The organism is Planobispora rosea (genome assembly GCF_014648175.1).
Lineage (GTDB): Bacteria > Actinomycetota > Actinomycetes > Streptosporangiales > Streptosporangiaceae > Planobispora > Planobispora rosea.
The window spans coordinates 18,412-37,779 of sequence record NZ_BMQP01000053.1; the positions used below are offsets into that span (position 1 = coordinate 18,412).

The window sequence follows — 19,368 nt, forward strand, 5'->3', positions numbered from 1 at the left end:
GTACGGCGGCGCCGGACACCGCCGCGCCCCGTCCCGCCGCATCGGCGCCCTCGTGAACGCCCTCCCCGGAGCGGACGGGGCGTTTCCGGCGCCGGAACGGCGGATCGCCGTACGGCGGCGGGCGGCGCCGCCGTACGGCGATCGGGATGGTGCCGGTCAGCAGGGCATCACGGCGATCAGGTGACCTGGGCCAGCTCGTCCTTGTCGGAGGCCTTCACCGGGAGCTTGTGCTCGTCGCCCTTCTTGCCGGTACGGCGGAAGCGCTCCTTGGTCCGCTCCAGCATCACGTACAGGGTGGGCACCAGCACCAGCGTCAGCAGAGTCGACGACAGCAGCCCGCCGATCACCACGATCGCCAGCGGCTGCGAGATGAACCCGCCGGACCCGGTCAGGCCCAGCCCCATCGGGATCAGCGCGAAGATCGTCGCCACCGCGGTCATCAGGATGGGCCGCAGGCGGCGGCGTCCTCCCTCGATCACCGCCTCCTCGATGCCCATGCCCTGCTCGCGGTACTGGTTGATCAGGTCGATCAGCACGATCGCGTTCGTCACCACGATGCCGATCAGCATCAGCATGCCGATCAGCGCGGGCACGCCCATCGGGGTGCCGGTGGCCAGCAGCAGCCCGATCGCGCCGGTCGCCGCGAACGGGATCGACACCAGCAGGATCAGCGGCTGGGCGAAGCTCCGGAACGTCGCCACCATGATCATGAAGACGATCGCGATGGCGGCCAGCATCGCCAGCCCGAGCTGGCCGAACGCCTCGGCCTGGTCGGCGCTCACGCCGCCGATCTCGTAGGACGCCCCGGCCGGCAGCGACAGGCCGTCGAGCTTGGTCCTCAGCTCCGCCGTCACGGCGCCCAGGTCGCTGGCGGTGGCCGTACCCGACACCGTGGCGCTGCGCTCGCCGTCGATCCGGGTCACCTGCGTCGGCCCGCCGACCTTCTCCACGTCCGCCACGTCCGACAGCTCGACCATGCCGGTCGCGGTCGGCAGGGTCAGCTCGCGGATGTCGGCCACGTCCTCGGGCGCGTCGCCGCCGCTCAGGACCACCTGGCCGGGCCGCCCGTCCAGCGTCATCTCGCCCAGCGGCGCGCCGCGGAAGCGCTGCGCCACGAGCTGGCCGATCGCCGACTCGCTCAGCCCCCTGGCGGCGGCCTTCTCCCGGTCCACCCGGACCTCGACCCGCTCGGCGCTGGCCTCCAGGTTGGAGGTGACGTCCCGCAGCCCGCCCAGCTCGGCCATCTCGGCGCGCACGGTCTCGGCGGCCGTCTTCAGCGTCGCCAGGTCCGGCCCCTGCACGATCACCTGGACCTGGTTGCCGGAGCCGCCCATGCCGCCGCCGCTGCCGCCGACGGTGATCTCACCGACGTCCGGCAGCGCCTTGAGCCGCTCGCGCAGGGTCTCCTCCAGCGCCGGGGTGTCGGTGCCCTGGGCCACCTTCACCGAGTACGAGGCGCGGTCGCCGCCGCCGCCCGTCGCACCGCCCATGAACATGCCGCCGCCGCCGACGTTGACCTGGTAGGACTCCACGCCCCGGTCCTTGAGGCCGGCGAGCACCTCCTCGACCTTCTTGGCGGCCGCGTCGGTCGTCGCCAGGTCCGTGCCGACGGGCATCTTCTGGCTGAGGGAGATGGTCTCCTGCCCGGAGGAGTCCAGGAAGTTGGTCTCCAGGCGACCGGCCAGGCCCATCGTGCCGACGAACACCACGATGCCGATCAGCACCGTCACCAGGCGCCGCCGGGTGGCGAAGCGCAGCACCGGCAGGTAGGCGCGCTGCAGCGGGCTGCGCAGCTCCTTGGCCTCGGCCTCCTCGCGCACCGCCCGCGCCTGCTCCGGGGTGAGCACCGGGGCCTTCAGGAACCAGTAGGCCAGCACCGGGATCACCGTCAGCGAGACCAGCAGCGACGCCAGCAGCGCCACCGTCACCGTGATCGCGAACGGCGCGAACAGCTGCCCCACCATGCCGCCGACCACCGCGATCGGCGCGAACACCGCCACCGTCGTCAGCGTCGAGGCCGTCACCGCGCCGCTGACCTCGCGCACGCCGGCCAGTACGGCGTCGCGTTTGGCCTCGCCGTACCCCAGGTGCCGCTTGATGTTCTCCAGCACCACGATCGAGTCGTCCACCACGCGGCCGACCGCGATCGTCAGCGCGCCCAGCGTCAGCATGTTCAGCGAGTAGTCGCCGATCCACAGCGCGATCAGCGCGATGACCACCGAGAGCGGGATCGAGACCGCCGTCACCAGCGTCGAGCGCACCGACAGCAGGAACACCAGGATGACCAGGACCGCGAAGACCAGGCCGAGCAGGCCCTCGGTGGTCAGGTCCTTGATCGAGCGCTCGACGTAGGGCGCCTGGTCGAAGATGACCGTCACCTCCGAGGCGTCACCCAGCGCGCGGACGACCTCCGGGATCTTCTCCTCCACCGCGTGCGAGATCGCCACCGCGTTGCCGTCGGGCGTCATGGTGATCGACACGCCCAGGCTCGTCTCGCCGTTGGTGCGGGTCAGCGTGGTCGCCGCGGCGAACTCGCGCTTGACCTCGGCAACGTCGCCGAGCCGGACGGGCTTGGGCGCCGCCGCGGGCCGCGGCTGCTGCGTCTGCTGCTGTCCGGCGGCCGTACGGCCCTGCACCTGGCCCTGAGACTGGCCCGGGGACTGGCCCGTACGGCCCTGCTGCGCGGCCTGCGGCTGCTGCGCCGGGGTCGGCGCCGCCGGGGTCAGGTAGAGGTCCTCAAGCTCCTTGACCGAGTCGATCCTCTCGCCCACCTGCACCGTCAGCGACTTGTTGTCCTCGGTGAGACCGCCGGCCGGGATCGACTGGCCGTTGGCCCGCAGCGCGTCGACGATCGCGGTCGGCTGCAGGCCGAGCAGCGCGAGCTTGCGCATATCCGGGGTGATCACCACGTTCTCGTCGCGGGTGCCGGTCACCGTCACGTCGCGGACGCCCTCGACGCCGCGCAGCTCCGGCACCATGATCCGCTCAAGCTTGTCGGCCATCTCCCGCTCGTCGCCGCCGCTGCTCTCCACGGCCAGGACCAGCACCGGGATGTCGTCGGTGCTCCCGGCCAGCACCTGCGGCTCGACCCCGTCCGGCAGCTGCGCCTCGATCCGCGAGACCGCCTGCTGCATCTTGCCCACCGCGGCGTCGATGTCGGTGCCGTACTCGAACGCCACCTGAACCTGCGACATGCCCTCCCGGGAGGTGGAGGTCACCTCGGTGACCCCCGCGATGCCCTGGAAGCTGTCCTCGATCGGCTTGGTGACCTGCTCCTCGACGATCTCGGGAGCGGCGCCCGCGTAGGGCGCGACCACGAACGCCCCCGGGAACGACAACGAGGGCAGCAACTGTTGTTTCAACGACGGGATCGCGAAGGCGCCGAACGCGCTCAGCACGACCGCGATCATTATGACGAGGCTGCGGTTGGCGAGGCTCAACCTGGCCAGGGCGGTCATGAGGACGGACTCCTAGGGCCGGGGACGTCACGGTAAATTTCGCCCTAGACTAACACTTTGCGCCGCACGAATATTTAATGAGGCCTTACAATCCTGATAACCTTCTCAGGAACGAGAGGGTGAGCGTGGACGACGAACGCGACCGGCTGATCGACCGGATCGGACAGATACAGCGTGACCTGGGCCGTTTCCTCGCCGGGAGCCGTCAGCACTCCTCCCCCCTGCTCGACTCCAACCTCACCATGCGCCAGCTGAAGGTCATCATGTTCCTGGCCGTGCGGGGCTCGGCCTCGGGCCAGGACATCGCCCACCACCTCGACGTGGGCCTGGGCACCGTCACCGGCATCGTCGACCGCCTCATCGGCCACGGCCTGGTCACCCGCCGCGAGGACCCCCACGACCGCCGCGTCCGACGGGTCGAGCTGACCCCCGACGGGCACACCTTCCTCGAGCGCATCTCCGAGGCCGGTATCAACGACTTCCGCCGGCTGCTCGAACGCCTCGACACCAGGCTCCTGCGCGACCTCCACGCCGTCCTCGACGAGATCCAGGCCGCCGCCTTCGATCTTGAGGAAGATCTCGAAGAGGACTCCCGCCAGAAAAAGGTGGGATGATAGGTTCCTTAGCTATGCCTGGATACCTTGACGACCTGTTCTCCCTGGCCGGCCGTACCGCCCTCGTCACCGGCGGCAGCTCCGGCATCGGTTACGCCATCGCCGAGGCCCTCGGCCGCGCCGGCGCGCGCGTCGTCATCGCCGCCCGCCGCCCCGGCCCCCTGGCCACCGCCGTCGAGGACCTCCGCCGGCACGGCGTCCAGGCCGCCGCCGTCAGCGCCGACCTCGGCGACCGCGCCGACGTCGCCCGCCTGTGCGAGCAGGCCGCCGCCCACTACGGCGACATCGACATCCTCGTCAACGACGCGGCCAACAACATCCGCCGTCCCATGGCCGACCTCACCGTCGACGACTACGACGAGACCATGGCCGTCAACATCACCGCCCCCTACCTCCTCGGCCAGCACTACGGCCCCCGCATGGCCGCCCGCGGATGGGGCCGCATCATCAACATCGGGTCCCAGCAGTCCATCAGCGCCTTCGGCGACAGCGGCGCCTACGGCGTCTCCAAGGCCGCCATCACCGGCCTGACCCGCTCGCAGGCCGAGGCCTGGTCCGCCCACGGCGTCACCAGCAACACGATCATCCCCGGCTTCGTCCTCACCCCGCTCACCGAGCCCGCCCAGGCCGTCCCCGGCCGCGTCGAGGCCCTCGCCGCCCGCTCCATGACCGGGCGCAACGGCCTGCCCGCCGACTTCACCGGCCTGGCCGTCCTGCTGGCCGGGCCCGCCTCCGCCTACATCACCGGTCAGACCATCTGCGTGGACGGGGGCTTCTCCGTCCACTGACGACGAGGGCTTCCCCGGTCGGCGGCCCCGTCCCCCGGTTCTGCACACCGGTTCTGCCCACCGGTCCCGTCCACCGCTCTCGTCCACCGGCCGCGCCCGCCGGTCCCGCGTCTCCCCCTTCAGGACCCGCGGTGGAAACGGCGGTGCAGCTCCCGCACCTCCTCCGCGAGGCCGGGTACCGGGCCCTCCACCACGGCCCCGGGGACGACCTCGCGGATCGGCAGGGTCCGCACCGGCGGGGCGGGCACCCCCAGCTCGGCGAGCCAGCCCGCCAGCTGCTCCGAAGAGCTCGCGTACACGATGCGGCCCAGCCCCACCCAGCCGTGCGCCGCGGCGCACATCGGGCAGTGCTCGCCCGAGGTGAAGACGGTCGCCACCGCGCGCTCCCCCGGGGTCATGTTCGCCGCGGCCCAGCGCGCCAGCTCGAACTCCGGATGGCGGGTCCGGTCGCCGGAGGCCACCCGGTTGTGGTCCTCGGCCAGGATCGTCCCGTCCGCGGCGACGAGCACGGAGCCGAAGGGCTCGTCGCCCTCCTGCAGCGCCTCGGCCGCCAGCTCCACGCAGCGGCGCAGGTACCGCAGCTCTGCCTCACCCACCATGACGACCTCCGGGAACGCGACCTTCCGCACGACTGGGCGGCTCACCTCCCCGCCCGCGTCCGGCGTCCGGTCCGCCCCGCCGCGCCCCGGCGGAGGACCGCGACCAGATGATCGCGGACCGGGGAGGAGTGCATCCTATTCGCGTGCACACCGCAGACATGAGCGGGGCGCGCAGAGCCGGAGGATGCCCCCATCGGCTGCCCGCCCGAGTTGAAAAAATATATAGATCAGTCTACTTTCTGAGCCATGGGACAGAAGGGGGCGGAGACGCGGGCCCGGATACTGGACGCGACACAGGAACTGGTCGAGGCCGGGGGATACTCCGGCGCCGGGCTCAACCAGGTGATCGCGGCCAGCGGCGCGCCCCGCGGCTCCCTCTACTTCCACTTCCCCGAGGGCAAGGATCAGCTCGTCGGCGAGTCGATACGGCGTGCGGGCCAGGCGATCGGCGCCGCCTTCGAGGATCTGGCCGCGTCCGGCGCGTCCGCGGCGGAGTTCGCCGAAGGGGTGCTGCGGCATCTGGGCGACCGGCTGGAGGCGTCGGGCTGGAGCAAGGGATGCCCGGTGGCCACCGTGGCGCTCGAGATGGCCGCCGTCAGCGACCCGCTGCAGCAGGCCTGCTCGGAGGTCTACGCCTCCTGGGAGGCCGCCCTGCGCGAGCGGCTCGCGGGGCGGCGGGACGCCGACGATCTCGCGGTCACGGTCCTGGCCCTGATCGAGGGGGCGCTCCTGCTGGCCAAGGCGCACCGCAGCAGGGAACCCCTGGACCGCGTCACCGGCCAGCTGGCCGCCCTCCTGCGCTGACCCGGGCCCGCCGTCCACGGCGGGCTCTTTTTCTGACCTAAAAATATGTAGACCGATCTATTTAGGAGCTTCATGGACGCGATCGTCTTCGGCGCGACCGGTTTCATCGGCCGCGCCCTCGTCGCCGAACTACTCGCCAGGGGACAGCGCGTCGCGGCGGCCGTACGGAACGACACCCTGACCCCCTGGCTGAGCTCCCAGGACATCGCCACCGCCGGGCTCACCATCGTCACCGCCGACATCACCCGGCCGCTCACCGGACTGCCGCAGGCGCGCGACGTCTACAACACCGCGGCGCGCTTCGCCTTCGGCCTCGGCGTACGGGAGGCGCGGGCGGCCAACGTGACCGGGGCGCTCAACGTGCTCGAATGGGCCGCCACGCTGCCCGGGCTGCGACGGCTCGTGCACATCAGCGGATACCGGGTGGCCAACGCCCGCCCCGACTACGCCGGACTGGGCGCGTACGAGGCGTCGAAGGCCGAGGCCGACCTCGCCGTACGCGCCAGGGCCCGCGAACTGGGAATCCCGCTGACCGTCGCCAACCCCAGCACGGTCATCGGCCCCGGCCAGTACATCGGCCTGGCCTCGCTCGTCGAAGACCTGTGGAACGGGCGGCTGCCCGCGCTCCCCGGCGATGCCGACACCTTCGTGCCCATCGTCACGCTCGGCTACCTCTCACGGTTCCTGGCGGAGATCCCCACCTCACCCGAGGGAGAGGACTACTGGGTGCTCGACGACACGACGCCGCATCTGCCCGAACTGGTCGGCACGATCGCCGGTCACATGGGCGTACGGGCGCCCCGCCGCACCGTCCCCACCGGCCTGGTGCGCCGCCTGCCCCGGAAGATCACCGGCGCCGACCCCGAAACGTTGTCGTTCCTGTCGGCCGACCGCTACCCGACGGCCTCCGCCCGCGCCTTCGCCGCGACGGCGGGCCTGGCGATGCCCCCTGCCGCCGACGCCCTGCGCGCGTGGGCCGACGACCTGGTGGCCACCCGCTTCGACGCCGCCTCGCCGTGGCTGAGCCCGTACGGCTTCCGCGGCGGCACCTGGGTGATGGGAGACGCCCACCGGCCCGCCCACGTCCTGCTGCACGGGCTGCCGATGAACGCCGACCTCTGGGCGCCCCTGGCCGCCCACCTGCCCGGCCCGATCCTCGCCCCCGACCTGCCCGGCCTGGGCCGCTCGGCCCCCACCGCCCAGCCGACAGACGCCTGGCTCGCCGGCCTGATGGACCCGGTGCGGACCCGCCCCACGCTGATCGCGCACTCACTGGCCTGCGGCCCCGCGCTCCGCTTCGCCCTCGCGCACCCCGAACGCGTCGGCGGGCTCGTTCTCATCGCCCCCGCGTTCCTGCAGGCACCCGGCCCGCGGCTGACCCGCTCGATCCTGGCCGCCCCCATGCTGCGCCGCATGTCCGCCGCCCACCTGGCCGCCGCGCTCGGGCTCCCCGAAGGGCCGGAGGTCGCCAGCGCCGCGGCGGACCTGCGCCGCCCGGGCGTGGCGCGCCGCGTGATCGCGGCGATGCGCGCGGCCTCCGCCGAGCGCGAGGCCTCACGGGCCCTGCTGGAGCGGGTGAGCGTCCCGGTCGAGATCCTCGTGGGTTCGGCCGACCCCCTGACGGCGGCCACCGGCCACCGGGTGACCGAGATCCCCGGAGCCGGCCACTATCCCCAGATCACCCACCCGGCCCAGGTCGCCCGGTCCTGCCCGAGCTGACATCCGGGCGGCACCGGGCGGCACCGGGCGACGGGGCCGCCCGGTGCCACGAGCCGACGACCGTTCCCGGAGTGTTGCGCGCGGACTTGATGGGCTCTGGCCCAACAACCGGGCGCGCAACAATTTCCGACACGACCAGCGCGGTGGTGGTGCGCCAGCAGACCATCACGCCCCAGCCTGTTGGCGTACTCCTCGGTGCGTAGAGATGAGTACAGGTAGACACGCAGAGCGGCTGATTGATCGGCTTGGCTTGGATCGAACCGTACGCAGTGATCCCCGGGCTGAGGCGATAGAGGCGATAAGTGGGCACGGCCCTGCCGGCGGGGTGTCCGGCTGCCTTGTCAGCCCTCCTGGTCGACCGCCCCCGCCTTCTGCCAGACCGATACATGGTTCCTGCTGTCACTGGTGAAGGGCGTGCGCTTCCAGTCGGCCCACCGCTCACACAAGGTCATACCGGCGATGCGTGCCATGAGGTCCAGCTCGGACGGCCATGCGTAGCGGTGCGGCGAGGAGAAGATCTCAAGCTGATCGGCCACCACCCAGTAATGATGGGAGATCGCAATCTGCGACGCGACGTCGTACTCCTCGAAACCGATGTGCTCCGGATTCACCGTGAAGGGGTGGATGGTCTGACCCGGTGGAAGACGCCGAAGCTCCGGCACGTAGTTCTCAATGACGAAATAGCCGCCGGGTTCCAGATGCGCTGCCGCGTTGCGGAAGCACTCGACCTGTTCGTCTTGCGTGGTCAGGTTCGTGATCGTGTTGCGCACCAGATAGACCACGGTAAAAGTCGCGCTCACCTTGGTGGTCGCGAAATCCCCGGCAATCGTGCCGATGTCGGCGGCACCCGGCTGTGTCCGTAGCCGCGCGAGCATGGCCGACGACAGGTCAATTCCCTGGACCCGAACGCCCCGCCGGCTGAGCGGCAACGCGATACGACCCGTCCCGATGCCAAACTCCAGAGCAGTGCCTGATCCGGCGAGCGCGGCGAGGAAGCTTACGGCCGGATCGACGACCGCAGGATCGAACAGCTCCGGCCACTTCACCTCGTATGTTTCGGCTATCCGTTCATCGAAGGTGTTCTCCGGCATAAAACCCACCCTGCCCATAGACGTCGGGCGGTCGCCACTCATTTCCCTGTGCGACTCCGCGGGCAGCCGGTGAACCCGCTCCCACGCCGACCGCCCTGTGCATTCACCTGTATCTGGTCCCGCAGGTGGATCCGTACGCTGACACGGCCGGCCGACCTGCGCCGACGCCGCGGTGGGGTGCCGCAGCCGCCACCCAGGTGTTCATCTAACGAAGGCGTTCTCAAGGGGTCAACGAGGGCCGGACACCCATCCCGGCCGCCGAGCCGAGATCCGCTACAGGCTCCGCCGTACGGCGGAGCCATCAGCCGCTGGTGACACCCGGCATCACTGACATCGAGTCCGCGCGAGGCGCTGACATCAACCGGCTCTGGCCCACTTTCGAGATGCTGTTGGTGATCTTTACTTCGCTGGCGACATGACCTTGATGTCGTGTTTCGCTGAAGAGGACGAGCGGGCGGGCGAGAAGTGAGACGGCGATGTCGATGGGACGAGACCCGAGACGGATGATCCCGGCGCAGACGGTGCGCGTGGCATGGGCGAGCAACCCCCAAGGCACGCCGGCGATGTGGATCCGGGACCGGCTGGAAGGACTGTTCGCCGATGACGACTTCGCCGACTGGTACCCCGCCGATGGGCGCCGGCTGAACCGGGTGGAGCTGGTGGGCGAGACGCTGCGGGCCGCCCTGGAGGAACTGGCCGCCTACACCCTGCAGATCGGCCAGGGCGGAATAGCGATCTTGAATGCGGTGTACGCCGCCGACGCTCCACCGCGATTACGCCACCTGCCGAAGGTCCAGATCCTGCGGCGGGATCCGCGCCGGATGCGAAGCCACCGTCTCTCAAGACCGTCCGCGCTCACGGGCTGCGCCACTGCCGCTACCTCGGCCTGGCCAAGACCCATGTTCAGCACGTCTTGACCGCCGCCGGAACCAACATCATCCCGCTTACTCAATATGATCTGGCCGGCCCATCGAGAGCAAGGCGGCCTCTCACCGCCTTCCAGCGGTTATGCAAGCGCCTGCCTCCGCACCCACCCGCCTGAACACCGAGATCACCAACAGTATCCTTTCGATGACGTGGTGACCCTGAGTGATACAGCCGACCTGTGGAACACCAGCAGACCGCCTCTGACGCTCTATCAGTTTGCCTCTTGTCCTCCAGCCGCCCCCTGCCTCACCCTCTGTCACCACGTCATCGAAAGTGGGCCAGAGCCCAGTTTTTCCGCGCACAACACGGAGGTTCCCGTTGATCGCAGACCTGTACGGCTACGCCGTGCTGCCGGGACAGGCCATCGCCACCCCCGGAGTGGAGGCCGTCCTGCGCCGCCGCGAGCGCGCGGGCGCCGCCTGGACCCTGGCCGGGCTGGCCCCCCAGGGCGTGCTCATGGCGGTCCTCCTCCCGGTGGGCGGTCCCGCGGGGGCGATCGGCTGGATGCTCACGATCACGTTCTCGGCGACGACGGGCCTGGCGGTGTTGTGGCACCGCGCGCGGCGCAGGGAGCGGCGGATCCTGGAGACCTACGGCTGGCAGGTGTGGCCGTGCCGCGACCAGCCGGTGAAAGTGGTCTCGGGCGGCGGCGAACGCGCGCGGGGCCGCCGGTGGACCACCGAGAACAGGGTGGTACTGCTCCAGCCGGACGGCCAGAGCCACTGCTCGTTCCCGCCGCCCTGGGACGGGTGGGACGGCCCCGGCCACCGGGGCCCGGTGGCCGCCGACGAGATGTGGTTCGCCGGGGACACCCGCTTCGGCGGCGTCCTCGCGGTGCCGGGAGGCATGCCGTTCCGTTACGTCACCCGCGGCAGACCCGGCACGAGAAAGGGCACCCCCCTGGAGGACGAGCTGGCCCGGCGTTCGGGGCTCATGCGGGACTGAGCGGGACCGGCGCGGCCCCGGGAAATTCAGATGATCGGCAGGTGGACCGCACGCGAGAATGCGTCCCGTGTCCCAGGCAACTCTGCGAACCAGTCGCATCCAGCTCGTCCCGCTGTCCGGCGAACACCTCGAGCACGAGATCGAACTCGACGCCGACCCCGAGGTCATGCGGTACATCGAGGGCCGGCCCCGTACCCGCGAGGAGGTCGAGATCCTCCATCGGCGGCGGCTCGCGGTCGCGGACCGCGTTCCGGGACTCGGTTTCTGGGCCGGCTTCACCGGCGGGCAGTTCGTCGGCTGGTGGATCCTGGAGCCACCGGAACGCGCCGACCAGGGCCCCGTCGAAGGACAGGCCGAACTCGGCTACCGGCTCCTGCGCCGCCACTGGCGCCGGGGCCTGGCCAGCGAGGGAGCACGTGAGCTCATCCGGCACGGCTTCGAAGACCTCGGGCTGACCCGCGTCTTCGCCGAGACGATGGCGGTCAACACCGCCTCCCGCGCGACGATGGCCGCGATCGGCATGCAGTACGTCCGCACGTTCCACCTGGACTGGGAGGAACCACTCCCCGGCAGCGATCTCGGCGAGGTCGAGTACGCGATCACACGGGAGCAGTGGCTCGCCCGCCAGACGGCCCGCGCACCCCGTGATCGAACCTGCGCACCCGATGGTTGAATGGCCGCGCCAGATCGATCATCACCCCCAGGGGCGCCCATGAGCACCACCACGACCCAGCAGGCCGTCAACGCCCGCCGCGCCGTGTCCTTCTTCTTCGCTCTCCTCGGCACCGTCTCCGGCGTCTGGGCCGCGCGCATCCCCGCCGTCAAGAACACGCTGGGCCTCACCGACGGCCAGCTCAGCTACGGACTGCTCGCCATCGCCGTCGGCCTCATCGTCGGCATGCGCTTCGCCGGGCGCCTCACCGACCGCCTCGGCAGCGCCCGCGTCATCGTCCCCGCCGGCATCGGCACCGCTCTCGCCATCGTCCCCGCCGGCTACATGCCCACCCTCCCCGCCCTCATCGCCGTCCTGTTCCTGTACGGCGTCGTCAACGCCTCCCTCGACGTGTCCATGAACGCCCACGGCGTCGAGGTCGAACGGGCCTACGGCCGCCCCATCATGTCCTCCTTCCACGGCATGTTCAGCATCGGCGGCCTCCTCGGCGCCGGCATCGGCGGCCTGTTCGCCCTCCTCGGCCTCGGCGCCGGCACCACCCTCGCCGCCACCGCCGTCCCCCTGGTCGCGATCTCCCTCTACGCCGGGCGCCACCTGCTCCCCGCCTCCGCCCCCACCGGCGACCGCACGCCCGGCACCGCCGGTCGCGCCCCCTGGAACGGCTGGATCGTCCTCATGGGCGTCGTCGCCTTCGCCGGACTCGTCGGCGAGGGCGCGGCCGTCGACTGGACCTCCGTCTATCTCTTCGAGGACCTCCGCGCCTCCGAGAGCGTCGCGGCCCTCGGCTTCGCCGTCTTCTCCACCGCCATGACCGTCGGCCGCTTCGCCGGAGACCGCCTCGCGCTGCGCCACGGCCCCGTCCGGCTCGTCCGCGTCTCCGGCGTCATCGCCGCCCTCGGCCTGGGCGGCGCCCTTCTCGTCGGCAACGTCCCCGTCGCCGTCGTCGGGTTCGGTCTCTTCGGCCTCGGCCTGGCCACCATCGTCCCGCAGGTGTTCTCCGCCGCCGGAAACCACGACCCCGCCCGCGCCGGACAGGCCATCGCCCAGGTCGCCACCGTCGGATACGCCGGGCTCGTCGCCGGGCCCGCCATCATCGGCGGCGTCTCCGAACTCGCCGGCCTGCCCGCCGCCCTGGCCATCCCCGCCGTGCTCGCGGCCTTCATGGCGGCCTCGGCCGGGGCGCTCCGTCCCCGGTAGTCCTCGCCGCTCCCGGGGGCCTGGTGAGGTTGCGCAGCCCCTTCCTCGTCGTTGCGTGTTTTTGTTTCTTCTGTTAACAAACCTTCCCTTTACAACGTAGATCAACTATTGAGACCACCACCTGACCCACTGTGGGTGTGTTTCATAGACAACACGGTTTATAACTGGTAGTGAGGGATTAGTTACGAAAGGTAAATAAACTGCCATATTGGCGGAGATCAGAGATGTCATTCACGCAACGCCTGGCGGCACCGGCCACCGCCCTCCTGGTGGGCCTGTCGGCCGCCGCATGCGGAAGCGCCGGACCGGAGAACGCTTCTCCCGGCATGCCAGACAGACAGACCGATCAGAACAATCAGAGCAATCAAGACAATCAGGACGGCCAGAACGGACAGGATCCGCAGGGTGATCAGAACGGACAGGGCAACGAAGGAGGACAGGAAGGCGAAGGCGGGCAGGACGATCAAGACATTCAGAGCAGCCCGAACGCGCAAGGCGGCGATACCGGTGACGGCAAGACTGACGGCGGCGATACTGGCGGCGGCCAGGTGGTACCGGTCTCACCGGTCAACGTGCCTGACATCCCGAATCCGGGCACGGATTTCGACAGCGCCGAGCAACTACGCCAGGACGTCGCCGGGGCGGTCGAGGACAACTGTGACGACGGCACCGTCTGCCTGACCCTGGACGTCGCGGTCCAGGCCGGCAACGAAGATCCGCAGTGCATCTTCCAGGGCTTCGATCCGCCGTCGGGCCGGCGGGTGGACCGGGGCACGACCCTGACCATCCTGGTCTCGGCCGGATGCCTGTCCGATGAGGGCGGCGAGGGCGAGACCGGCGGCGAGGGCGGCGAGGGCGGCGAGGGCGAGACCGACGGCGGCGACACCGGTGACAGCGGCGACACCGGCGGCGAGGGCGAGCCCACCGAGCAGAACGGCGACGGGCAGAACGGCGAGCCCGACGGCGGGGAACCGGCGGAAGGGGAACCGGGATACGACGGATCAGAAGACGGGGAACCGGGGAACGGGGAGCCGGAGGTCGAGGAGTCACAACCGGCGGACGCCCCCTCATGACCGAACCGGAACCGGAATCCGAGCACGAGCGACCACAGGCCCCGCAGGCGGCGGGACTGGGGACGCTCGCCCAGCTCCTGGGCACCGTCGTCGCGCCGACGAGCCTGCTGACCGCCCTGCTGTACTTCTTCGGCTGGAACTACACCTACTGGCTGTTCCACGAGTTCGGGGTCAACGCCACGGTGCTCGGCTTCTCCACCGTCGACTACCTGATCAACAGCCAGCAGGTGCTGTTCGTCCCCCTCACCGCGGCCGCGCTGATCACGCTCGTCGCGTTGTGGGCCCACGCCGCGCTGCGCGCCCGCATCGCCGCCGGAGCCCAGTCCCGCCTGCTGCGCCATGCCGTTCCGGCGATGATGCTGACCGGCGTCATCCTGATGCTGGCCGGGGTCGCGAGCGTCTTCACCCGCACCGCGCTGAACCGGTATCTGGCCGCTGCGCCCCTGTGCCTGGCCGCGGGGGTCCTCCTGCTGGCCTACACCCGGCGGCTGCGCTCCGAACCCGCCGGCGGCAGACCCGCGCTGAGCGCGATCACCGAGTGGGCGGTCGTCTTCACCCTCGTCGCCATCAGCCTGTTCTGGGCCGCGGCCGACTACGCCGCCGCCGCCGGCACCACCAGGGCCCGCGGACTGGCGGCCCGGCTCCAGTACCAGCCCAGCGCCGTCCTGTACAGCCAGAACAGCCTCAACCTGACCGTCCCCGGCGTCCGCGAGACCCGGTGCGGCGGCGACGACAAGGCCGCCTACCGGTACCGCTACGACGGCCTCAAGCTCATCGTGCACTCCGCCGACCAGTACGTCTTCCTCCCGGCGAAGTGGAACGTCACCGACGGCGTGGCGGTCCTCCTGCCGCGCAGCCCGGCGCTGCGCGTGGAGTTCCTGCGCGCCGACCGCGCCACCGCCCTGACCGCCGCCTGCTGAGCCGTCCAGCACGGCGGGGATCACGACGGGATCACAGGGCCACGCTGATCGCCGTCTCCCCCGGCTCGTCGAGCCTGAAGGCCGCCGTCCTCCCCTCGGCGGAGACCTCGTACTCACCGAGGAACCCGTCGAAGCGGACCAGGCCCTCGTCATCGGCGGCCATCGTCGTCGGGCCCAGCCACCACTCCCCCTTGACCAGCGAACGCAGGGCCTCGTACGAGGGCTTCGGCGTCCCGTCGAGACGGACGAATCCTCCCGGCGCGCCGAGCCATCCGCCGTCCGAGAAGCCCCAGTACGTCATCGCCTCCACCGCCGGATGGGACAGCAGGGTCTTGTAGTGGCGGACGACCTCCTCGGCCTGGCGTTCCTCGCCCTCCGGGGTCGTCGGCCACTCCGGGACCCGGTAGTCGTTCAGGTCCTCGATCTCCGGCGGCATGATGCGGCCGGAGACGATGGTGGTCTCGGTGAAGTGGATGGGCAGCCCGTAGCGTGCGAAGCGGTCGATGACGGCGAGGGTCTTCTCCTCCCCCCAGTACCCCTGGTGCATGTGGCTCTGCAATCCGAGGGCGTCGATCTTGATGCCCGCTTCGAGCACGCCCTCGATCAGGCACTCGTAGGCGGTGGACATGTCGAAGTCGTTGAGCAGGAGCGTGGCCCCCGGATTGGCCTCGCGCGCCGCGTCGAAGACCGTCCTGATCAGCGGGATACGGCCCATGTCCCGGCAGATCCGGGTGATGCCGTTGTCGTACTTGTCGAAGACCGGCATGATCACGGCCTCGTTGACGACGTCCCACATGTCGATCAGCCCGCCGAAGCCGGTCACCTCCCGGTGGATCCGGTGCACCTGCTCGCGGACGATCTCCTCGTTCGGCAGGTCCAGCAGCCAGTCGGCGGTGACGGTGTGCCAGGCCAGCGGGTGGCCCTTGACCACGCATCCCCGGTCGGCGAACCACCGGGCGGTCGCGAGCAGCCGCTCCGTGTCCGGCCGCCCCCGGACGGGCTCGAACCTCCCCCAGTAGAAGGGGAGCGTGACGAAGTTGAACAGCTCGAACCAGCGCTCCGCCAGGGCTTCGTCGTGTACCGCGGTGGCCTCGTCCGGCGGCTCCGATCCGCCGCCCGGGCCGGTGGAGGGACCGGTGGAGGGACCGGGCGGGGGCTCGCCGTTGGCGAGGGGGATGAAGTCGAAGCCGATGCAGCCGAAGAGGAACTTGTAGTCCCGCTGCCTGACGACCACATCCCGGCCGGCCGGTGGGGCTCCGTCCACGGTGACGGTGAGGGTGACGGCCGCGGTGCGGTGCTCGCGGATGAGGGGGTCGGCGTCGAACGCGGGGCGGTCAGGAGACGACGGCATCGAGATGTCCTTCGGATGATGGGCGGGAAGACCGCCGAGAAGCAGTCTGGAGAGGCTGCCGAAAAGTGTCAATATCCAGCCGAAACTTTCGGACGCCGACGGTACGGCCTCCCGGACGGCTCACGGGCCCAGCACCGGGTACGGCGTGCCGACCGGCCGCAGGCACGCCGCTGATGGTTCCCTGGAGTACACGGCGGGCTACCGTATCGTCGGTCTCGCGTCACCGAGCGCCTCAAGGGTTGGAGGCGACGTCTCCTACCCCGAGAGGTGAGCATGTTCCGACGACTCGGTGTCGCACTGGCCGTGATGGCGGCCGCCGCGTCCCTGCCCGCGCCGGCGGCGACCGCCGCGGCGGCGCCCGGACGGATCGCCAACGTCGCCCACCGGGGGGCGAGCGCCTACGCCCCCGAGAACACGATCGCGGCGTTCCGGCTGGCCCGGGAGCAGCGGGCGGATCTGTTCGAACTGGACGTGCAGGAGACCAGGGACCACCGGCTCGTGCTGATGCACGACACCACGCTGGCGCGGACGACGAACGCGGAGACGGTCTTCCCCGGCCGTGCGCCGTGGCGGGTGGCCGACTTCACCCTCGCGGAGATCCGGAGGCTGGACGCCGGATCGTGGTTCGCCCCCGAGTTCGCCGGCGAGCCGGTGCCGACACTGGGCGAGTCGCTTCGGGCGATGCGGGACAGCGGGCTGGGCCTGCTGCTGGAGATCAAGGCGCCCTCCCTGTACCCGGGCATCGAGCGGCGCGTCGCGGCCGAGCTGCGGCTCCACCCGTCGTGGCTCCGGGCCGGCCCGGACGGGCGCCGGCTGATCGTGCAGTCCTTCGACTTCTCGTCGATGCGGCGATTCCACCGCCTGCTGCCGGACGTCCCGATCGGGCTGCTCGGCACTCCCCCCGCCGCCCACCTGCCGGGGCTGGCGGAGTTCGCCGACCAGATCAATCCCACCCACACCGACCTGACGGCCGGGTACGTCCGGCGGGTGCACGCCCTCGGCATGGAGGTCTTCACCTGGACGATGGACGACGCGCCCGCCATGCGCCGCGCCGCCGGTCTCGGCGTGGACGGGATCATCACCAACCGGCCGGACGTCCTCAACGAGGTCCTGCCCGCCCGCGAGGCCGCCTGAGGACGACGCGCCAAGCGCCGGCCGGCGGGGCTCAGGCCGTCGAGCTGGAGATGGAGGCGGCCCTGGGCGACCGTGGCGGGCGGTGTCCCCGATCCGGGTCAGGCGTGGTATCCACGTCGGATATGCGCACTCTCCGTCTCGACGGCCCGTTCATCAGGGTCAGCCAGGACCCGCAGGAGGTCATCGGCGACTTCCTGGGCTTCGCCCTCTCGCTGGGGAACCTGTCCGGGCGTCCTCCCGCCGAGGAGTTCGCCGAGATCTTCTCTCCCGCGGGGAGGGGGATGAGACTGCCCGACACCTTCGCCGCCTACCGGGCCGGGGAACCGGACGGCGTCCCCGAGGAGTTCGGGGAGATGGCCGCCGAGGAGCTGGAGCGCAGGGAGATCTGGGTGCTCACCCGCCTCCGGTACGGCACCGCGCCGGTCTCGGCCCTCGTCGAGGGCCCGGAGCTGCGGCACCTGCTGGGCGAGGCCCTCGCGCTGCGCGACGCCGTACCCCCCGGTGACCACGGCGGCTCACGTTCCTGAATCACGGGGCCGCGGAAGGCCCGGTCTCCGGGAGCCGTCAGTCCAGGGACCCGGCGAAGACCACGATCTCGTCGATGTCGCCGTCGGCGGTGACGTGCACCACGTCCATACCCGACGGCAGGGCGCGGCCCTCGCCGTCCGGCGCGGAGTCATCCGACACAACGTTCCCCTCGTAGATCGGTCACCTTGAGGGCTATGGTCCCACCGGTTCCACGTTCTCACACGAATTTGTTCGTATGAACATAGCCATGGTAGAAATGGGCCATGGGAGTCGCCAATCGCCTGGATCTGACGTTGCGCCTGGTTCAGGGCTCCGGCCGGATGGCCGTGTCGGAGCTCGCCCAGCGGCTCGGCGTCTCCGAGATGACCGTGCGCCGGGATCTCGACACGCTGGAACACCAGGGCCTGGTCCGCCGGGTGCACGGGGGCGCGGTCGCCGTCCGGCCGCGGGAGGAGGCAGGCGGCTTCGCCACGCGTGAGCACTGGCAGGCCGCCACCAAGGACCGCCTCGGCGCGGCCCTCGCCGCCCTGGTCGAACCCGGTTCGCGCGTGCTGCTGGACGCCGGCACCACGACCGTGCACGTCGCCGGCCACCTGGCCACCCGGGCACCGCTCACGGTCGCCGTGCTCAGCCTGCAGGCCGCGCAGCGCCTGGCCGACCGCCCCGGCATCGACCTGCTGGTGATCGGCGGCCGCTCCCGGCCCGGCGAGCACTCCCTGGTCGGCCCGCTGGCCCTGCGCACCCTGGAGTCCCTGACCTTCGACTGCTTCGTGATGTCCATCGGAGGCGTCCACGCCGAACAGGGCTGGACCGAGTTCTCCCTCGACGACGCGGCCGTCAAACAGGCCGGCCTCGCCCAGTCCGCCCGCACCGTCGCCGTGGCCGACGCGACCAAGCTCGGCGTGCGCGCCTTCAGCCGGGTCGGCCCCCTGGACGCGGTGCGCACCTTCGTCACCGACACCGCCGCGCGGGATCCCGCGACCCATCCCAGCGGCCCTCCGACGCTGGCGGCCCTGCGCGAGGCCGGCGTCGAGACCCTCCTGGCCTGATCCGCAACCCGGGACACCCCCGTAACCCGGGACGACCCCGCAGCCCGAACGACCCCGCAGCCCGAACGACCCCGCAGCCCGAACGACCCCGGAAGGATGACCATGCCCCGCCCCCTGATGATCCTCGTCGCCGGCCCGTACCGCTCCGGCACCGGCGACGACCCGCGCAAGCTCCAGGCCAACGTCCAGGCCATGAACGACGCCGCGCTCACCCTCTTCCGCGCGGGCCACCTGCCCGTCACCGGCGAGGCCCTCGCCCTCCCGCTCCTGGAGACGGCGGGCAGCGCCCGCCACGGTGACGCCGTCTTCGATGAGATCTTCCATCCCATCGCCGAACGCCTGCTGTCGCGCTGCGACGCGGTCCTGCGCATCGGCGGCCCCTCCGAAGGCGCCGACCGCATGGTCGCCCAGGCCCGGGACGAGGGCAAGGAGGTCTACACCAGCCTCGCCACCGTCCCGCCCGCCCGCTGACCCCCGGATCCGGCACCGCGATCACCA

Annotated in this window: 18 protein-coding genes and 1 pseudogene; 14 read left to right on the top strand and 5 right to left on the bottom strand. The window is 71.0% G+C overall.

The genetic code is table 11. From position 1 onward, the window contains the following. Window positions 1–176 precede the first annotated feature (176 nt). Window positions 177–3,458 carry an efflux RND transporter permease subunit gene (locus tag IEZ08_RS34575; RefSeq protein ID WP_068923702.1) on the bottom strand — a complete coding sequence of 1,094 codons (3,282 nt, stop codon included), beginning with the start codon at window positions 3,456–3,458 and terminating at the stop codon, window positions 177–179. Between the two features lie 119 nt (window positions 3,459–3,577). Here IEZ08_RS34575 and IEZ08_RS34580 point away from each other — a divergent pair, with 119 nt between their 5' ends. Both IEZ08_RS34580 and IEZ08_RS34585 read left to right on the top strand, forming a co-directional pair. After that, entirely contained in the window at window positions 3,578–4,072 is a 495-nt protein-coding gene (locus tag IEZ08_RS34580; protein WP_068923703.1) for a MarR family winged helix-turn-helix transcriptional regulator, read from the top strand. A 14-nt stretch (window positions 4,073–4,086) separates the two neighbouring features. Continuing rightward, a complete protein-coding gene (locus IEZ08_RS34585) occupies window positions 4,087–4,860 on the top strand; it encodes an SDR family NAD(P)-dependent oxidoreductase (RefSeq protein ID WP_068923704.1) in 774 nt (257 codons plus the stop codon). 119 nt (window positions 4,861–4,979) lie between these two features. Here the strand turns inward: IEZ08_RS34585 and IEZ08_RS34590 are convergent, their stop codons facing one another. Next, on the bottom strand, window positions 4,980–5,459 hold the full coding sequence (locus IEZ08_RS34590; protein ID WP_189243870.1) for a nucleoside deaminase: 480 nt from the start codon (window positions 5,457–5,459) through the stop codon (window positions 4,980–4,982). Between the two features lie 246 nt (window positions 5,460–5,705). Between IEZ08_RS34590 and IEZ08_RS34595 the strand changes: the two genes are divergently transcribed. Then, entirely contained in the window at window positions 5,706–6,263 is a 558-nt protein-coding gene (locus IEZ08_RS34595; protein ID WP_068923705.1) for a TetR/AcrR family transcriptional regulator, read from the top strand. A 72-nt stretch (window positions 6,264–6,335) separates the two neighbouring features. Then, entirely contained in the window at window positions 6,336–7,982 is a 1,647-nt protein-coding gene (locus IEZ08_RS34600) for an alpha/beta fold hydrolase (protein ID WP_189243855.1), read from the top strand. 341 nt (window positions 7,983–8,323) lie between these two features. Here IEZ08_RS34600 and IEZ08_RS34605 read toward each other — a convergent pair whose 3' ends face one another. Continuing rightward, window positions 8,324–9,073 (bottom strand): class I SAM-dependent DNA methyltransferase, encoded by a 750-nt coding sequence (locus IEZ08_RS34605; RefSeq protein WP_189243856.1) that lies wholly within the window; start codon window positions 9,071–9,073, stop codon window positions 8,324–8,326. Between the two features lie 813 nt (window positions 9,074–9,886). Between IEZ08_RS34605 and IEZ08_RS34610 the strand changes: the two are divergent. From IEZ08_RS34610 to IEZ08_RS34635, 6 genes and pseudogenes are all read left to right on the top strand, one after another. Continuing rightward, window positions 9,887–9,996: pseudogene (locus IEZ08_RS34610) on the top strand (transposase); the annotation flags it as partial. A 322-nt stretch (window positions 9,997–10,318) separates the two neighbouring features. Continuing rightward, the gene (locus IEZ08_RS34615) at window positions 10,319–10,945 is read left to right on the top strand and encodes a hypothetical protein (protein ID WP_189243857.1); all 627 of its coding nucleotides are present in this window, start codon (window positions 10,319–10,321) and stop codon (window positions 10,943–10,945) included. Window positions 10,946–11,012: 67 nt separating this feature from the next. Then, window positions 11,013–11,618, top strand: coding sequence for a GNAT family N-acetyltransferase (locus tag IEZ08_RS34620; protein ID WP_229803843.1), 606 nt, complete (start codon window positions 11,013–11,015; stop codon window positions 11,616–11,618). A 39-nt stretch (window positions 11,619–11,657) separates the two neighbouring features. Continuing rightward, window positions 11,658–12,815 carry an MFS transporter gene (locus IEZ08_RS34625; RefSeq protein WP_189243859.1) on the top strand — a complete coding sequence of 386 codons (1,158 nt, stop codon included), beginning with the start codon at window positions 11,658–11,660 and terminating at the stop codon, window positions 12,813–12,815. Window positions 12,816–13,039: 224 nt separating this feature from the next. After that, window positions 13,040–13,888 carry a hypothetical protein gene (locus IEZ08_RS34630; protein WP_189243860.1) on the top strand — a complete coding sequence of 283 codons (849 nt, stop codon included), beginning with the start codon at window positions 13,040–13,042 and terminating at the stop codon, window positions 13,886–13,888. Beyond that, window positions 13,885–14,808, top strand: a complete 924-nt coding sequence (locus IEZ08_RS34635; protein WP_189243861.1) for a hypothetical protein — start codon at window positions 13,885–13,887, stop codon at window positions 14,806–14,808. The genes IEZ08_RS34630 and IEZ08_RS34635 overlap by 4 nt, the downstream gene beginning before the upstream one ends. Window positions 14,809–14,839: 31 nt before the next feature. On the opposite strand, the gene IEZ08_RS34640 is transcribed toward IEZ08_RS34635, so the two are convergent. After that, a complete protein-coding gene (locus IEZ08_RS34640) occupies window positions 14,840–16,159 on the bottom strand; it encodes an endo-1,4-beta-xylanase (RefSeq protein WP_189243862.1) in 1,320 nt (439 codons plus the stop codon). 273 nt (window positions 16,160–16,432) lie between these two features. Here IEZ08_RS34640 and IEZ08_RS34645 point away from each other — a divergent pair, with 273 nt between their 5' ends. Both IEZ08_RS34645 and IEZ08_RS34650 read left to right on the top strand, forming a co-directional pair. Then, window positions 16,433–17,293, top strand: a complete 861-nt coding sequence (locus IEZ08_RS34645; RefSeq protein WP_068923714.1) for a glycerophosphodiester phosphodiesterase — start codon at window positions 16,433–16,435, stop codon at window positions 17,291–17,293. A gap of 122 nt (window positions 17,294–17,415) precedes the next feature. Continuing rightward, entirely contained in the window at window positions 17,416–17,820 is a 405-nt protein-coding gene (locus IEZ08_RS34650; RefSeq protein ID WP_068923715.1) for a hypothetical protein, read from the top strand. 37 nt (window positions 17,821–17,857) lie between these two features. Here IEZ08_RS34650 and IEZ08_RS40420 read toward each other — a convergent pair whose 3' ends face one another. Then, window positions 17,858–17,980 (bottom strand): hypothetical protein, encoded by a 123-nt coding sequence (locus IEZ08_RS40420; RefSeq protein WP_268249394.1) that lies wholly within the window; start codon window positions 17,978–17,980, stop codon window positions 17,858–17,860. 104 nt (window positions 17,981–18,084) lie between these two features. Here IEZ08_RS40420 and IEZ08_RS34655 point away from each other — a divergent pair, with 104 nt between their 5' ends. Both IEZ08_RS34655 and IEZ08_RS34660 read left to right on the top strand, forming a co-directional pair. Next, a complete protein-coding gene (locus tag IEZ08_RS34655; protein ID WP_068923716.1) occupies window positions 18,085–18,870 on the top strand; it encodes a DeoR/GlpR family DNA-binding transcription regulator in 786 nt (261 codons plus the stop codon). Window positions 18,871–18,972: 102 nt separating this feature from the next. After that, window positions 18,973–19,341, top strand: coding sequence for a hypothetical protein (locus IEZ08_RS34660; RefSeq protein ID WP_229803845.1), 369 nt, complete (start codon window positions 18,973–18,975; stop codon window positions 19,339–19,341). The last annotated feature ends 27 nt before the right edge of the window (window positions 19,342–19,368 follow it).

Bases quoted from the DNA above. Each gene is read 5' to 3' on its own strand.
- IEZ08_RS34650 (WP_068923715.1), top strand. From the start codon at position 17,416: ATGCGCACTCTCCGTCTCGACGGCCCGTTCATCAGGGTCAGCCAGGAC.
- IEZ08_RS34660 (WP_229803845.1), top strand. From the start codon at position 18,973: ATGCCCCGCCCCCTGATGATCCTCGTCGCCGGCCCGTACCGCTCCGGC.
- IEZ08_RS34655 (WP_068923716.1), top strand. From the start codon at position 18,085: ATGGGAGTCGCCAATCGCCTGGATCTGACGTTGCGCCTGGTTCAGGGC.
- IEZ08_RS34600 (WP_189243855.1), top strand. From the start codon at position 6,336: ATGGACGCGATCGTCTTCGGCGCGACCGGTTTCATCGGCCGCGCCCTC.
- IEZ08_RS34585 (WP_068923704.1), top strand. From the start codon at position 4,087: ATGCCTGGATACCTTGACGACCTGTTCTCCCTGGCCGGCCGTACCGCC.
- IEZ08_RS34575 (WP_068923702.1), bottom strand. From the start codon at position 3,458: ATGACCGCCCTGGCCAGGTTGAGCCTCGCCAACCGCAGCCTCGTCATA.
- IEZ08_RS34645 (WP_068923714.1), top strand. From the start codon at position 16,433: ATGTTCCGACGACTCGGTGTCGCACTGGCCGTGATGGCGGCCGCCGCG.
- IEZ08_RS34595 (WP_068923705.1), top strand. From the start codon at position 5,706: ATGGGACAGAAGGGGGCGGAGACGCGGGCCCGGATACTGGACGCGACA.
- IEZ08_RS34605 (WP_189243856.1), bottom strand. From the start codon at position 9,073: ATGCCGGAGAACACCTTCGATGAACGGATAGCCGAAACATACGAGGTG.
- IEZ08_RS34625 (WP_189243859.1), top strand. From the start codon at position 11,658: ATGAGCACCACCACGACCCAGCAGGCCGTCAACGCCCGCCGCGCCGTG.
- IEZ08_RS34640 (WP_189243862.1), bottom strand. From the start codon at position 16,159: ATGCCGTCGTCTCCTGACCGCCCCGCGTTCGACGCCGACCCCCTCATC.
- IEZ08_RS34635 (WP_189243861.1), top strand. From the start codon at position 13,885: ATGACCGAACCGGAACCGGAATCCGAGCACGAGCGACCACAGGCCCCG.
- IEZ08_RS34590 (WP_189243870.1), bottom strand. From the start codon at position 5,459: ATGGTGGGTGAGGCAGAGCTGCGGTACCTGCGCCGCTGCGTGGAGCTG.
- IEZ08_RS34630 (WP_189243860.1), top strand. From the start codon at position 13,040: ATGTCATTCACGCAACGCCTGGCGGCACCGGCCACCGCCCTCCTGGTG.